The 14,807-nt window shown below is 69.0% G+C and carries 13 protein-coding genes; 9 read left to right on the forward strand and 4 right to left on the reverse strand.

Annotation, left to right across the window (positions count from 1 at the left end; translation table 11 throughout):
* Positions 1 to 87: 87 nt before the first annotated feature.
* Genes ABC337_RS02560 through ABC337_RS02570 form a run of 3 tightly spaced genes read left to right on the forward strand, consistent with a single transcriptional unit; the run spans position 88 to position 3,652 of the window.
* A complete protein-coding gene (locus ABC337_RS02560) occupies positions 88 to 1,671 on the forward strand; it encodes an acyl-CoA carboxylase subunit beta (protein ID WP_412882500.1) in 1,584 nt (527 codons plus the stop codon).
* Positions 1,668 to 1,901: an acyl-CoA carboxylase subunit epsilon gene (locus ABC337_RS02565; RefSeq protein WP_412882499.1), complete on the forward strand. Its 234-nt coding sequence runs from the start codon at positions 1,668 to 1,670 to the stop codon at positions 1,899 to 1,901. The genes ABC337_RS02560 and ABC337_RS02565 overlap by 4 nt, the downstream gene beginning before the upstream one ends.
* A 50-nt stretch (positions 1,902 to 1,951) precedes the next feature.
* Complete coding sequence (locus ABC337_RS02570; RefSeq protein ID WP_412882498.1) at positions 1,952 to 3,652, forward strand: DUF885 domain-containing protein; 1,701 nt, start codon at positions 1,952 to 1,954, stop codon at positions 3,650 to 3,652.
* A gap of 10 nt (positions 3,653 to 3,662) precedes the next feature.
* Here the strand turns inward: ABC337_RS02570 and ABC337_RS02575 are convergent, their stop codons facing one another.
* Complete coding sequence (locus ABC337_RS02575; protein ID WP_412882497.1) at positions 3,663 to 4,022, reverse strand: VOC family protein; 360 nt, start codon at positions 4,020 to 4,022, stop codon at positions 3,663 to 3,665.
* 184 nt (positions 4,023 to 4,206) lie between these two features.
* On the opposite strand from ABC337_RS02575, the gene ABC337_RS02580 reads away from it, so the two are divergent.
* On the forward strand, positions 4,207 to 5,664 hold the full coding sequence (locus ABC337_RS02580) for a dicarboxylate/amino acid:cation symporter (protein ID WP_412882496.1): 1,458 nt from the start codon (positions 4,207 to 4,209) through the stop codon (positions 5,662 to 5,664).
* Between the two features lie 89 nt (positions 5,665 to 5,753).
* Here ABC337_RS02580 and ABC337_RS02585 read toward each other — a convergent pair whose 3' ends face one another.
* Positions 5,754 to 6,323, reverse strand: a complete 570-nt coding sequence (locus ABC337_RS02585) for a hypothetical protein (protein WP_412882495.1) — start codon at positions 6,321 to 6,323, stop codon at positions 5,754 to 5,756.
* Positions 6,324 to 6,503: 180 nt separating this feature from the next.
* Here ABC337_RS02585 and ABC337_RS02590 point away from each other — a divergent pair, with 180 nt between their 5' ends.
* The 3 genes from ABC337_RS02590 to ABC337_RS02600 are packed head-to-tail and all read left to right on the forward strand — an operon-like array spanning position 6,504 to position 10,172.
* Positions 6,504 to 6,878 carry a YbjQ family protein gene (locus tag ABC337_RS02590; RefSeq protein ID WP_364136960.1) on the forward strand — a complete coding sequence of 125 codons (375 nt, stop codon included), beginning with the start codon at positions 6,504 to 6,506 and terminating at the stop codon, positions 6,876 to 6,878.
* Positions 6,879 to 6,916: 38 nt separating this feature from the next.
* On the forward strand, positions 6,917 to 7,630 hold the full coding sequence (locus ABC337_RS02595; RefSeq protein WP_412882494.1) for a TetR/AcrR family transcriptional regulator: 714 nt from the start codon (positions 6,917 to 6,919) through the stop codon (positions 7,628 to 7,630).
* A 1-nt stretch (position 7,631) separates the two neighbouring features.
* On the forward strand, positions 7,632 to 10,172 hold the full coding sequence (locus ABC337_RS02600) for an MMPL family transporter (RefSeq protein WP_412882493.1): 2,541 nt from the start codon (positions 7,632 to 7,634) through the stop codon (positions 10,170 to 10,172).
* Positions 10,173 to 10,354: 182 nt separating this feature from the next.
* On the opposite strand, the gene ABC337_RS02605 is transcribed toward ABC337_RS02600, so the two are convergent.
* Together ABC337_RS02605 and ABC337_RS02610 are read right to left on the reverse strand one after the other, a co-directional pair.
* Positions 10,355 to 11,713 carry an HNH endonuclease gene (locus ABC337_RS02605; protein ID WP_412882492.1) on the reverse strand — a complete coding sequence of 453 codons (1,359 nt, stop codon included), beginning with the start codon at positions 11,711 to 11,713 and terminating at the stop codon, positions 10,355 to 10,357.
* A gap of 3 nt (positions 11,714 to 11,716) precedes the next feature.
* Positions 11,717 to 12,010 (reverse strand): hypothetical protein, encoded by a 294-nt coding sequence (locus ABC337_RS02610; RefSeq protein ID WP_412882491.1) that lies wholly within the window; start codon positions 12,008 to 12,010, stop codon positions 11,717 to 11,719.
* A gap of 122 nt (positions 12,011 to 12,132) precedes the next feature.
* Here ABC337_RS02610 and ABC337_RS02615 point away from each other — a divergent pair, with 122 nt between their 5' ends.
* Together ABC337_RS02615 and ABC337_RS02620 are read left to right on the forward strand one after the other, a co-directional pair.
* On the forward strand, positions 12,133 to 12,810 hold the full coding sequence (locus ABC337_RS02615) for a Maf family protein (RefSeq protein WP_412882490.1): 678 nt from the start codon (positions 12,133 to 12,135) through the stop codon (positions 12,808 to 12,810).
* Between the two features lie 133 nt (positions 12,811 to 12,943).
* Positions 12,944 to 14,776 (forward strand): acetyl/propionyl/methylcrotonyl-CoA carboxylase subunit alpha, encoded by a 1,833-nt coding sequence (locus ABC337_RS02620; RefSeq protein WP_412883237.1) that lies wholly within the window; start codon positions 12,944 to 12,946, stop codon positions 14,774 to 14,776.
* Positions 14,777 to 14,807: the final 31 nt, after the last annotated feature.

A 14,807-nucleotide genomic window follows, 5' to 3' on the forward strand; every position in this document is an offset into this window, starting at 1 on the left:
GGATTCACCTAAATGGCGAACTCCCCGCACGGGGCCGGGCCAGCGGCCACAACCGACAGCAGAACAACAGAGCCGGAGACACACCTGATGAGCCACGATCTGACCACGACTGCGGGAAAGATTGCCGATTTCCGCGACCGCCAGGCCCGTGCCGAGCAGCCCTCCGGCCCCGAAGCCATCGCCAAGCAGCACGCCCGCGGCAAGAACACCGCCCGCGAGCGCATCGACCTGCTGCTGGACGCCGGCTCCTTCGTCGAGTTCGATGCCCTGGCCGTGCACCGCTCCACCGCGTTCGGCATGGAGAAGAAGAAGCCCCTCGGTGACGGCCTGGTCTCCGGCTACGGCACCGTCGACGGCCGGCCGGTCGCCGTCTACAGCCAGGACTTCTCCGTTTACGGCGGGTCCCTCAGCCAGGTCAACGGCGAGAAGATCGTCAAGGTCCAGGAATTCGCGCTGCGCAACGGCTGCCCCGTGGTCGGCATCCTCGACGGCGGCGGCGCCCGCATCCAGGAAGGCGTCGCCTCCCTGGCCATGTTCGCGGATATCTTCCGCAACAACGTCCACGCTTCCGGTGTCGTCCCCCAGATCTCCCTCATCATGGGCCCGTCCGCCGGCGGCGCGGCCTACTCCCCCGCCCTGACCGACTACGTGGTCATGGTGGACAAGACCTCGCACATGTTCATCACCGGCCCCGACGTGATCAAGACCGTCACCGGCGAGGACGTGGACATGGAGACCCTGGGCGGGGCGCGCCAGCACAACGCCAACACCGGTACCTCCACCTACCTCGCCGCCGACGAGGCCGACGCCGTCGAGTTCGTCCGCGAATTGCTGGACTTCCTGCCCTCGAACAACCTGGCCGAGGCCCCCGTGCTGGAGCACGCCCAGGAACTCGAGCTCGACGACGAGGACCTCGCCCTGGACGCGCTCATCCCGGACTCGGCCAACCAGCCGTACGACATGCGCAAGGTCATTGAGCAGATCGTCGACGACGCGCACTTCCTGGAGATGCAGTCCCTCTACGCGCCCAACGTCATCATCGGCTACGGCCGGGTCGAGGGCCACACCGTGGGCATCGTGGCCAACCAGCCGATGCAGTTCGCCGGCACCCTGGACATCGCCGCCTCGGAGAAGGCCGCCCGCTTTGTCCGGCACTGTGACGCCTTCAACATCCCGATCATCACCCTCGTGGACGTGCCCGGCTTCCTGCCCGGCAAGGACCAGGAGTTCCAGGGCATCATCCGCCGCGGCGCCAAGCTGCTCTACGCCTACGCTGAGGCCACTGTGCCGAAGCTGACCGTGATCACCCGCAAGGCCTACGGCGGAGCGTACATCGTGATGGGTTCCAAGAAGCTCGGCGCGGACCTGAACCTCGCCTGGCCGACCGCGCAGATCGGCGTCATGGGCGCCCAGGGCGCCGTCAACATCCTGTACCGCCGCGAGCTGGCGGCCGAGGCGGAGGCCGGCGGCGACGTCGAGGCCAAGCGCGCCGAGGTCATCCGGCAGTACGAGGAGGAGCTCCTCAACCCGTACCAGGCGGCCCAGCTGGGCTACGTCGACGCCGTGATCGCCCCGTCGGAGACCCGGCTGCAGATCATCAAGGGCCTGCGGGCGCTGCGGGACAAGCGCGCCAGCCTGCCCGCCAAGAAGCACGGGAACATCCCGCTGTGACGAACGCACCGGAACCGGCCGCCGCCCCGGAGGAGCAGCCCCTGCTGGCCGTCGTCAAGGGCGATCCCACCGCGGAGGAACTCGCCGCGCTCACCGCCGTCGTGCTGTCCCTGGGCAGCGGCGCGCCCGCCGAGGCGAAGCAGCCCAGCGCCCGGCACTGGATCCGCCGGCAGCAGCTGCAGCTGGCCCCGAAGCCCGGGCCCGGCTCGTGGAAACGCAGCCGCGGCTAAAAGTTCAGTAACCCTTTCATAACTGCGCGGGCCGGGCTAGTGTCGGTCGGGTGACTATCGAAACCAACACCCCCGCCGCCGGCACGCCGGCCCGCCCGCAGACCCGGATCGACGCCGTCGCCGACGCCTACACGGACACCCTGATCCGGCTCAACCCGAGCTTCGCCACCGAACTGGGCTTGCCCGGCCACGAGACCGAGTACCCGGACTTCTCCCCCGCCGGCCACGACGCGTTCGCCGCGGCGGCCCGCGAGGCGCTGGACGCCCTGGACGGGCTGGAGCCGGAAGACGACGTCGACGCCGTCACCCTGGACGCGATGCGCGAGCGCCTGGGCCTGGAGCTTGAAATCCACGAGTCGGGCTGGGGCCTGGCCGAGCTGAACAACATCGAATCCCCGGCCCAGCAGATCCGGGCCATCTTCGACCTGATGCCCACGGCCACCACCACGGACTGGCAGCACATCGCCGGCCGCGCGCACAACATCGGCGGCGCCATCGACGGCTACATCGAATCCCTCCGCGCGGCCAAGGCCGACGGCAAGGTCTCCGCCGCACGCCAGGTGCGGATCGTCATCGAGCAGACCACCAAGTACGCCGCCGAAGACGGCTTCTTCGCCAAGCTCGCCGCCGGCGCCCGCACCGACGACGGCCCGCTCCCGGCGGACCTGCAGTCGGACCTCGATGCCGGTGCCGCGGACGCCCGCGTCGCCTACTCCCGCCTGGCCGGGTTCCTCGAATCCGAGCTGCTGCCGGTCGCCCCGGAGAAGGACGCCGTGGGCCGCGAACGCTACGCCCTGGCCTCCCGCCAGTTCCTCGGCGCCGCCGTGGACCTCGAGGAAACCTACGCCTGGGGCGTGCAGGAACTGGACCGGCTGATCGCCGAGCAGGAGCGCGTGGCGGACCAGATCCGCCCCGGGGCCAGCATCGAGGAGGCCAAGGAGATCCTGAACAATGACCCGGCGCGCCAGCTCAAGGGCACCGACGCGCTCCAGGCCTGGATGCAGGAACTCTCGGATAAAGCCGTGGCGGACCTCGCCGGCGTGCACTTCGAGATCCCGGACATCATGAAGACCCTGGAATGCCGGATCGCCCCCACCGACGAGGGCGGCATCTACTACACCGGCCCGTCCGAGGACTTCAGCCGCCCGGGCCGCATGTGGTGGTCCGTACCCGCCGGCGAGGACACCTTCACCACCTGGGCCGAGACCACCACCGTCTTTCACGAGGGCGTCCCGGGCCACCACCTGCAGGTGGCCACCGCCGTCTACCGCCGCGAGCTGCTGAACAAGTGGCGCCGCAGCGTCTGCTGGACCTCCGGCCACGGCGAGGGCTGGGCGCTGTACGCCGAGAAGCTGATGCAGGAGCTGGGCTACCTCAAGGATCCGGGCGATCACATGGGCATGCTGGACATGCAGCGGATGCGCGCAGCCCGCGTGGTCTTCGACATCGGCGTGCACCTGGAGCTCGAGGTCCCCGAACGCTGGGGCAGCGGCACCTGGACGTCGGAGAAGGGTTTCGAGTTCCTCAAGGCCAACCTGCCCATCAGCGAGGGACAGCTGAAGTTCGAGTTCACCCGCTATCTGGGCTGGCCGGGCCAGGCACCGTCGTACAAGGTGGGCCAGCGGCTCTGGGAGCAGATCCGGGCCGAGCTGGAATCCCGCCCCGGCTTCGACCTCAAGGCGTTCCACACCAAGGCGCTCAACATGGGGTCGGTGGGGCTGGACACGCTGAAGCGGGCGCTGCTGGGCTAGCTTTTCGGGGCTAGCTCAGGCAGAGGCAGAAGGGGTGGCCGGCCGGGTCCAGAAAGACCCGGAAGGTCTCCCCCGGCTGGTGCTCGTGCCGGGTCGCACCGAGCCCGAGCACCGCCGCCTCGGCCGCGTCGAGGTCGTCAACGGTCAGGTCCAGGTGCATCTGCTGCGGCATCTCCTGGCCTGGCCACTGCGGCGGGACGAAGGATTCCACCTTCTGGAAATTGATCGAGTCGCCGTACTCGGCGCGGATGGAGCTCCACCCCTCGTCGTCCTGCTCGATGGTCCAGTCGAGCAGGGCGCCGTAAAACCGCGCCAGGGCCCGGGGGTCGGGGCAGTCGAGGACGACGGCGGGGAAGCGTGCGATAGCCATGGCGCCCACTCTAGGCCGCCGGCCCGGGAGAGACAATCACCACACCGCGGGCCGGAATAACTTCACAAAGCGACAGTCATTCGGCGTCTCTGCGCGATTTTCCGGAGTGCCCTGCAAAATCTACCGCGTAACATTTCTCAACATTCATTCGCCGTGGTAAAGGCCGTGGTCCTAGCGTATTCGGGTGACCACTCAGACAAGTACCCCCGCAACCGCAGGCAAGCCCGGTTTTCGGCTGCCACGCTGGGCCGGCTCGTTCGGCTTCCAGATCATCGCCGCGCTGATCGTCGGCCTGGGCCTCGGCCTGCTCGCGAAGTACACGGGCAGCACCAAGGCGGCCCCGAACGCCCTCGGCGCCACGCTGCAGACCATCGGCTCGAGCTACGTCTCGCTGCTGCAGACGGCCGTAGTCCCGCTGATCTTCACCGCCGTCGTCAGCTCCATCTCCAACCTCCGCGCCGTCTCCAACGCGGCCCGGCTGGCCTGGAACACGCTGCTCTGGTTCGCGATCACCTCGCTGATCGCGGTGCTGATCGGCATGGGCCTGGGCGTCCTGCTGCAGCCCGGCGCCGGCACCGGCATCACCCAGGAAGCCAAGTACACCGGCAAGTCCGGCGACTGGTGGGCCTTCCTGATCGGCCTCTTCCCGAAGAACTTCCTAGGCCTGGGCGCCAGCACCACCGTCGCCGACGGCACCGCCACCACGGCCGTGAGCTTCAACGTCCTCCAGATCCTGGTGATCGCGATCGCCGTCGGCATCGCCGCGCTCAAGGTGGGCAAGGCCGCCGAACCGTTCCTGAACCTTAACGCTTCCGCCCTGGCCGTCATCCAGAAGGTCCTCTGGTGGATCATCCGGATCGCCCCGCTGGGCACCGTCGGTCTGATCGGCAACGCCGTGGCCGTCTACGGCTGGGACACCATCGGCTCGCTGGGCAAGTTCGCCGTCGCCATCTACCTGGGCCTGGCCCTGGTCCTGTTCGTCGTCTACCCGGTCCTGATCCGCAGCCACGGCCTGTCCATCAAGCAGTACTTCTCCGGTGTGTGGCCGGCCGTGCAGCTGGCCTTCGTCTCGCGCTCGTCGGTGGGCACCCTGCCGCTGACCCAGCGCGTCACCGAACGGTCCCTGGGCGTCCCCCGCGCCTACGCCTCCTTCGCCGTGCCGCTGGGCGCCACCACCAAGATGGACGGCTGCGCCGCGATCTACCCGGCCGTGTCCGCGATCTTCGTGGCCCAGTTCTTCGGCATCCAGCTGGACTTCAGCCAGTACCTGCTGATCGCACTGGTCTCGGTCCTGGGCTCCGCCGCGACCGCCGGCACCACCGGCGCCGTCGTGATGCTGACCCTGACGCTCTCCACCCTGGGCCTGCCGCTGGCCGGCGTTGGCCTCCTGCTGGCGATCGACCCGATCCTCGACATGGGCCGCACCGCGGTCAACGTCGCGGGCCAGGCGCTGGTCCCCACGATCGTCGCGAAGCGCCAGGGCATCCTGGATGAGGCACTCTATAACGCCCCTCGTAACGGTGACCCGTTCGCCGACGACGACGCCGAGTCCAAGGGCTCCGACCCGACCGCCGCGGCCGGCAGCCGCGAGGCCGACGCCGACGAGTTCGAGGGCGGCCGCCTGGTGGGCAGCAACGCCTGACCCACCCGCCACAACGAAAGGTCCCCGGGAGATACGTCTCCCGGGGACCTTTCGTTTAAATTCGCCTGATCGGCGTCGTTGACTTTCGGTCAGCGTCCGCCGCCGATGACGCCCTTCTCGACGGCCTTGGTGACGGCGTCCGCCTCGGCCTGGGTGAGGGTGCCGCTGCTGACGGCCTTGTCCAGCTTCGTCTTCAGCGCGGCCGCGTGCTTGGCCTGGGCCTCGGACTTCAATTCATCCAGCGCCGCGGTGACCTTGGCTTCGTCGATCCCCAGCGAGGAGGCGAGCGACTTGGCCAGCTCCGTTTCCATGGCGGCGCGGTCCGGCTTGGTACCCTGGGCCGGCGGCGTGGACGGCTTGTGCGCGTCACGGAAGGCCTTCAGGGCATCGACCACCTTGGTCTTGTCAACGCCCAGCTTGGTGGCGAGTTCCGCGGCCTTGACGCCCGCCATGCCTTCGCGGTCGCCGCGGCCGTGGCCGCCGCGCATCCCGTCGCCGTCGCCCTTGGCGGTGCTGCCGTTGGCGGGCGCGCTGGAGCTGGCGCTCGGGCTGGGGGCGGGAGTGGTGGTGGCGGAAGCCATCCCGGCCACCCCGAGGCCTGCGCCCAGGGCCAGGGCGGTGGCCGAGACGCCGAGCGTGATTCTCTTGGTACGTGACATGCGATGTCTCCTGGATCTGCCGTCAGCGACGGCGGTGTCAGTCTTACGGTGTGCGGCGGCCCGGAAACCATGGTGGCTGACGGACCGGCCGCTCTTCCAGTCTGTACTGCCCGTTTCTGCGTGGGCTGTTGGGAACCTTTTAGCTTCCTGTGAATGCTGATCACTGGTTAGGCTCAGGGCATGCTGATCGTCACCACCAACGACATCCCCGGCCACCGCATCGACGCCGTCTTCGGGGAGGTCATGGGCCTCACCGTCCGCTCGCGCGACGTCGGCGCCCAGGTGGTGGCGGGCTTCCGGTCGCTGGCGGGCGGGGAACTGCGAGAACTGACCGACGTGCTCTACGAGAGCCGGCAGGAGGTCATGGCCCGGATGGTGGCCGAGGCGGCCCAGCGCGGCGCCAACGCGATCGTGGCGATGCGCTTCGACACCGCCCACATGGCCAACAACTGGTCAGAGATCTGCGCCTATGGGACGGCGGTCTACGCGATTCCGCTGACCAGCGGCGAGCCGGGAGCCACCGGACAGTCGATCCAGCTAACGACGCCGTCATAAAGTTGCCCGGAGTGCAAAGATGCACATAGTGTAATTCCATGCCCTCCTCCGCGACCGGTCCCGGCGCCCCCGCGGCCGCACCCTCAGCCGCGCCCTCCCGGCGTGAACTGAACAAGGCCGCCACCAGGCAGGCCATCATCGACGCCGCCCTCGGCCTCCTGCGCGCCAACGGCCCGGGCAACTTCACGGTCGAGGAAATCGCCGACGCCGCCGGAATCTCCCGCCGCACCTTCTTCAATTACTTCGGCAGCACCGACGCCGTCATCGCCTCGGTCACGCACGGCTTTCTGGACACCGCGCTCCAGCAGTTCCGGCTGCGTCCGGTCACCGAACCCATCCTGGAGGCGGCCCGGGCCTCGCTCATGGCCCTCGCCGATCCCATGACCATCGCCCCGCTGGCCGAGCTGTACACCCTGGGCCAGTCCAACCCGCAGCTGAACCGCTCCGAGCTGGAGGCCTGGGACCACTGCACGGCCGAGATCATCGAGGCCGCCCGGTCCCGCTTCACCGGCCCTGCCGGCGCGCTCGATGAGCTGTATCTGCGGGCGCTGGCCGGCTCGGTCATCGCGTGCGGCAAGGCCGCCATGGACCTCTGGTTCGACCGCTGCCACGGCGACCTCTCCCCCGCCTCGCTGTCCACCCTCCGCCAGCTCCTCATCGACTCGATGAGCCTGCTGGGATCCGGATTCGCTTCCCCGGCGGCCGCCCCGGCCGCCGCTTCCACCGCCACCCCTTCCCCAGATCGGTTCTGACATGGCACTCCTGCTGTACCGCCTCGGCAAGTTCTCCTACCGCCACCGCTGGCTGGTCATTTCGCTGTGGCTCGCCGTCATGGTGGCCGTCGGCGGGGCCGCCGCCGCCTTCCACGGCACCCTCAGCAACAACTTCCAGATCCCGGGCACCGAGACCCAGCAGATGGCGGACAAGCTCAAGAAGGACCTACCGTCGTCCTCCGGCGGGTCCGCCACGGTGGTCTTCGAGGCCAACGACGCGCAGTTCAGCCAGGCCGGCAAGGACGCTGTGTCCGCCGCCCTGGCCAAGCTCAAGACCATTCCCGACGTGCAGGGAACCGTGGACCCCTTCGCCACCCAGGCCCAGCTGGACAAGGCCGGCACCGACCTGGCCGCCGGCGAGCAGCAGGCCGCGGCAGGCAAGGCGCAGCTGGACAAGTCCGCCGCCGACCTCGCAGCCGGCAAGGCCAAGCTGGACGCAGCCGAGGCTCAGATGAAGGCCGCCGGCCTGCCGGATGCCGCCATCGAGGCGCAGCTCGGCCAGCAGAAAGCGGCCCTCGCCGCCGGGCAGGCGAAGCTCGACGCCGGCACCAAGGACCTCGCCGCCGGCGACGCCAAACTTGCGCTCGGCAAGCGCCAGCTTGAGGCCTCCAAGGGGCTGCGGTTCGTCTCCGAAGACGGCAAGGCCGCGATCGCCCAGGTGCAGTTCAAGACCTCGATCAACGGCCTGAAGCCGGAGGTCCGCCAGCAGGTCCAGGACATCGTCAACGAGGTCTCCGCCGCCAACGTCACCGCGCTGCCCAGCAAGGAGATCAGCGAGGACATCTCGGAGATCTTCGGCACCGCGGAGGTCATCGGTATCGCCGTCGCAGCCCTGGTCCTGATCGTCATGCTCGGCACCCTGGTGGCCGCCGGCCTGCCGCTGCTGATGGCGATCGTGGGCGTGGCCGTCGGCGTCGGCGGTACCTTCGCGCTCAGCGGCGCCGTGGACATGAGCTCCATCTCGCCGATGCTGGCCCTGATGCTGGGGCTCGCCGTCGGCATCGACTACTCGCTCTTCATCGTCAACCGGCACCGCGGCCAGCTGCTCTCCGGCATGGATACGGAGGAGTCCGTGGCGCTGGCCACCGGCACCTCCGGCAACGCCGTGATGTTCGCCGGGCTGACCGTGATCATCGCCCTGGCCGCCCTGGTAGTGCCCGGGCTGCCGTTCCTGGCCGTGATGGGCCTCTCCGCCGCCGCCACGGTGGCGGTCGCCGTCGTCGTCGCCCTGACGCTGACCCCGGCCATCCTGTCGCTGGTGGGCCGGAAGCTGATTTCGAAGCGGGCCTGGGCCAAGGCCGAACGGCACAACGCCGACCCTGGGCACGACTCGGAGGACCGGGAGCGCGACGAGTACCGCGGCAGCCACGGCTGGGGTGGCGTCGTCACCAAACACCCGTGGCTGGCACTCGTGGCCGGCGTGATCCTGCTGGGCGTCGTGGCACTGCCGGCAAGCCAGCTGCGGCTCGCGCTGCCGGACGCCAGTTCCGAACCGGTGGCCTCCACCGCATTCAAGGCCTACGACGTCACCAAGCGCAGCTTCGGCGAGGGCATGACCGGACCGATCATCGTGGTGGGCGACCTCCCCGAGGGCCTGGACGCGGCCGCCGCGCAGGCCAAGCAGTTCGACGTCGCCGACATCCTGCGGAAGACCGACAACGTGGCCGCCGCCGTGCCGCTGGCCCTCAGTGAGGACCGCCGGACCGCCGTGTTCCAGGTGCTGCCGAAGGAGGGTCCGGCCAGCGCCAGCACCGTCCAGGTGGTCGCCGATCTGCGGGCCGAGAAGGGCCAGATCAAGGACCAGACCGGGGTGTCCATCGGCCTGACCGGCCAGACCGCCGGCAACGTGGACGTCTCCACCAAGCTGGGCGACGCGCTGCCGCCGTACCTGGCGATCGTGGTGGGGCTCTCGCTCATCCTGTTGCTGCTAGTGTTCCGCTCCGTGGTGGTTCCGCTGCTGGCCACCGGCGGCTTCCTGCTCTCGCTCGCCGCGGCGTTCGGCGCCGTGGTGGCCGTGTACCAGTGGGGCTGGCTGGGGTCCGTGTTCGGTGTGGAGAACCCGGGCGCGGTGCTGAGCTTCCTGCCGATCATCCTGATCGGCGTGCTGTTCGGCCTGGCGATGGATTACCAGGTGTTCATTGCCTCCGGGATGCGCGAGGCGTACATGCACGGCGAGACGGCCAAGCACGCGGTCCGGGCCGGCTTCAGCCACGCGGCCGCCGTGGTGACCGCCGCCGCCATCATCATGGTCAGCGTGTTCTCCGGCTTCATCTTCTCGCACCTGAACATGGTCCGGCCGCTGGGCTTCGCCATGGCGTTCGGCGTGCTGGTGGACGCGTTCGTGGTGCGGATGACGATCGTCCCTGCGGTCATGTACCTGCTGGGCAGCAAGGCGTGGTGGCTGCCGCGCTGGCTGGACCGGATTCTCCCGGACGTCGACGTCGAAGGTGCCAAGCTGCGCAAGACAGACGCCGACGGCGGGGCCGCCGAGTCCGAGCCGGCCGGAGTCGCCGCCCGGTAAGGATTGCTTCCGCCGCTTCCCGGGCTGCGCGCCGAACCCGGCACCGCACCCCCGCGCCGAACTCCCCTAGACGCCGCCCGTCGATCCCTGTGATCGGCGGGCAGTGGTCGTTTGGGTTGTTTCTTCTTGATGGCCCTGTCTTGTCCAGACCCGCAGTGCCGGCACCCGGCCGGGAGAGATTTCTATCCGGCTCGGGGGACGGCGTCGGTTGCGATGCGCCTCTTGAGTTGTTTTCGCCGGCTCAGACTTCCGGGGACTCCCCTCAGGACCAAGGTCTGCCCCTCCCGTATGAGTAGCCGGGGCTTCAACCGCACCCCGGGAAGCGGCGGCGGGACCGAGAAGTAGGCGTGGCCCGTCGGAGTGGTGAGTTCCAGAATGTGGCGGATCGCGAAATCGGTTCGGTTGACCGGCCGTGCGGTCCATCCTGGGGCTTCTTTGGTGTGGTTGCAGGCTTCGCAGAGTCCGGCGCCGTTGGCTGCGGTGGTCTCTCCGCCCCGGTACCAGGGAACGATGTGGTCCAGGTGCCGGATGGGTGCGTCGCAATATGGGGTGCGGCAGGTATTGTCGCGGGCTTCGATGAACCGGCGCAGCCCTGCCGGGAAAAGCCGGGCCCGTGAGTCCATCCCGATCAGTTCACCGGTGCCGGGCGCGGTGTAAAGCCGCCGGATCCACGTTTTGAGCCCAGGATTGTCGCCTTTGCCGGCCACGAGTTTCCTGGCCCACCCGGCCGGGACCACGCCATAGCCCGCGAGCCTAGCGGGTTCGCTATCCCCGGCCAACAGGGTCCGGTCGGTCATGACGAGCTGGACTTCGATGCCGGTGATCCCCCCAGGTGTCCCGGTGACGCGTTCGACCAGAGCGTCGGCCATGACCTGGCCGCGGGATCGGGTGTCTCCGGTGGCGCGGGCGGTGTCGGCGTGCCGGGTCAGGGCCGCGTAGGCGGCGACTCCTGCCGCGACGGGAAGCAGCGCAGTGAGGTAGCACATGGTGTCCGGTGCCGGGCGGAGACTGACACTGCGTTCGGTCTCGGCGTGGGCGGCCCGTTGGGTGACCGAGCGTGGGTCGTGCCGGTACGCGGCGGCCTTGGCTGCGGAGATGATGGCCCGGTCGCCGGCGCCGTCGAAGGTGCCGGTGTCTGCCGCGAGTTCTTCGTCCACGGCGGCCCGGTCGGCGGAGTCCAGGCAGGCGGTCTCGCGGACCAGGAGCGTGGCACGCCATTCGTTCAGGAGCCCGGTGTCGAGCGCGGCGAGGGTGTGCGGCATCTCGGTCACCAGTGCACGGGCCAAACCCAGTAACCGTGAGCCATTGGCCGGGGATTCCCGCCGCGCCAACGCAACCTCCGCCCCGACCCCGGCGCCGAGCTGGTCCGGGGGCAAGCCGAGAGCGGCTTGTTCACGCCGCCGGACAAGATCCAACGCCACCCCCAACCGTGCCTGCCGGGCCGCGATCGCGGACTTCCGGTCCTCGAGGGCGCGGAGCTCATCGATGATCGCCGCCGCGTCTACCGCTGCTTGCGTCCTCGCCGACTGGTTGCCGTCCATGGCTCAAGTTTCCCGCAGGGCTACGACATTTTTGAGAGCAAGCAGGAGGCGGTCCACAGCTGCGGCTGCGGCCGGAGAACTTCCTACGTCTAATGCCGACACTGGCCCGTTACCTAGCGCCGTTGCCACCCGCAGCCGGGTCAGAACCGTCCCCAATGCGGACTCCAGCTCCTCCAGCCGCACCTCCGACTCGATCAGGCTCTCACGACTTTCGGGCAGGCGCATGTCGACAAGCGTGCGATAACACAACGCAATGACGCTGCGAAGATCGCCTTTAGCTCCTTGATTCTGATCCATGAATTGACTCTCCCAGCGACCTCCGACAACAAGGCGCATGAGACGGTGCAACGCCTCCGAGGCGGAGCACCCTGGCACACCGAACCCGCCACACTGTCAGCCCGAGGAACTACGCTGGTTCCGTGACCCGCCTGATCCTCGCTTCCCAGTCCCCCGCCCGCACCAAGCTGCTCAGCAATGCCGGCATCGCGCACTCCGTCCTCGTCTCGGACGTCGACGAGGACGCCGTCCAGGCCCGCTACGGCGTGACCGACCCGCACGACACCGCCCTGCTCCTGGCCCGCGCCAAGGCCGAAGCGGTCGCGTCGCTGCCCGAGGCGGAGGGCGCCCTGGTGATCGGCTGCGATTCCGTCTTCGAATTCGACGGCGAAGCCCACGGCAAGCCCTACACTCCCGAGGTCGCCAAGGAACGCATGCTCCGGATGAGCGGCAGCATGGGCGTCCTGCACACCGGCCACTGGCTGGTCGACTGCCGGGACACCGACGACTCGGACGACGACGGCGCCACGGGTTCCGGTGCGACGCTGGGCTCCGTCGCCTCGGCCGAGGTGCACTTCATGGACATGAGCGAGGCGGAAATCGACACGTACATCGCCACCGAGGAGCCGCTCCTGTGCGCCGGATCGTTCACCATCGACGGCTACGGCGGAGCGTTCATCCGCAAGGTCGACGGCGACCCGCACACCGTCGTCGGGCTCTCCATCTCCACCCTCCGCGGTCTCCTGGCCCAGGCGGGAGTGAACGTCACACAGCTGTGGACCTCCGGCGCCGCGAATCCCGCCGAGGTCCGCGCCGAGTGAGGCAATTCGCACGGCCTTGTAGGAACCCCACAAAGGACTAGCGGTTTACGCGCGGGATCCGCAAGGAATCTCGGCGGAACCCACAAAACCGCGCTAGGCTCCGTGGAGGAAAGAAGGAGACGCCTTGTCAGCTATTTCGGAGCAGTCCGTCCAGTCCGCGCCCGCCTCAACCCAGCCGGGCACCCGCCGCCTGAGCAAGGTGCTGATCGCCAACCGCGGCGAGATCGCGGTGCGCATCATCCGCGCCGCCCGTGACGAAGGCCTGGCCTCGGTGGCCGTCTACGCAGACCCGGACCGCGACGCGCTGCACGTCAAGCTCGCCGACGAGGCCTACGCGCTCGGCGGCAACACCGCGGCCGAGTCGTACCTGGTCATGGACAAGCTGATCGAGGTGGCCCTGCGCTCCGGCGCCGACGCCGTCCACCCCGGCTACGGCTTCCTGGCCGAAAACGCCGAGTTCGCCGCCAAGGTCATCGCCGCCGGCATCACCTGGATCGGCCCCTCCCCCGAGGCGATCTCCGCACTGGGCGACAAGGTCCAGGCCCGGCACATCGCCGAAAAGGTCGGCGCGCCCCAGGTTCCCGGCACCGCGGACCCCGTCAGCTCCGCCGAGGAAATCCTCGAGTTCGTCGACAAGTTCGGCCTCCCGGTCGCCATCAAGGCGGCCTTCGGCGGCGGCGGCCGCGGCATCAAGGTCGCCCGAACCCGCGAGGAGATCCCCGAACTGTTCGAATCCGCCGTCCGCGAGGCCACCGCAGCCTTCGGCCGCGGCGAATGCTTCATCGAACGCTTCCTCGACGCACCCCGCCACGTCGAAACCCAGTGCCTGGCCGACGCGCACGGCAACGTCGTCGTCGTCTCTACCCGCGACTGCTCGCTGCAGCGCCGCAACCAGAAATTGGTCGAAGAGGCCCCCGCACCGTTCCTCACCGACGAGCAGAACCAGCGCCTCTACGAATCCTCCAAGGCCATCCTCAAAGAGGCCGGCTACCTCGGCGCGGGCACCTGCGAATTCCTGGTCGGCCAGGATGGCACCATCTCCTTCCTCGAGGTCAACACCCGCCTCCAGGTGGAGCACTGCGTCTCCGAGGAAGTCACCGGCATCGACCTGGTCCGCGAACAGTTCCGGCTGGCCCGTGGCGAGGAGCTCGGCTACGGCGATCCCGAGGTCCGCGGACACTCGATCGAATTCCGCATCACCGGCGAGGACCCGGGCCGGAACTTCATGCCCGCGCCCGGCACCATCACCGCGCTGAAGAACCCCACCGGCCCCGGCGTCCGGATCGACTCCGGCGTGGAGCAGGGCGACATCATCAGCGGCAACTTCGACTCCATGCTCTCCAAGCTGGTCATCACCGGCGCCACCCGCGAGCAGGCCCTGCAGCGCTCCCGCCGCGCCCTCGAGGAAATGGTGGTCGAGGGCATCCCCACGGTCATCCCGTTCGACCTGGCCGTCGTCACCAACCCCGACTTCGCCCCGGCGGAGGGACCGTTCAAGGTCCACACCCGCTGGATCGAGACCGCGTTCGTCAACGACATTCCCGCCTGGACCCCCGGCGGCACCACCGCTGAGGCGGCCGACGCCGGCGAACGCCAGCGCGTCGTCGTCGAGGTCGGCGGCAAGCGGATGGAAGTTGTGCTGCCCGCATCGCTGGGTACCGTCAGCGGCGGCGGCAAGCCCGCCAAGGCCAAGAAGCGCTCCCGCAGCGCCGCCGGTCCCGCCGCGGCCGCCGGCGGGAACGCCCTGACCTCCCCGATGCAGGGCACCATCGTCAAGGTGGCCGTCGCCGAGGGTGAGCGCGTCGCCGAGGGTGACCTTGTGGTGGTGCTGGAAGCCATGAAGATGGAACAGCCGCTGACCGCGCACCGCGCCGGCATCGTGATCGGGTTGTCCGCCTCCGCCGGAGAGACCGTCTCCGCCGGTGCCGTGATCGCCATGATCGAGGACGGCGAGAGCGCCGAATAGCGGCCGCGTCGGCGGCGGTGCAGACTTAGGT

Origin of the sequence: Arthrobacter phoenicis, from assembly GCF_047238215.1 — a bacterium.
Classification (GTDB): domain Bacteria; phylum Actinomycetota; class Actinomycetes; order Actinomycetales; family Micrococcaceae; genus Arthrobacter.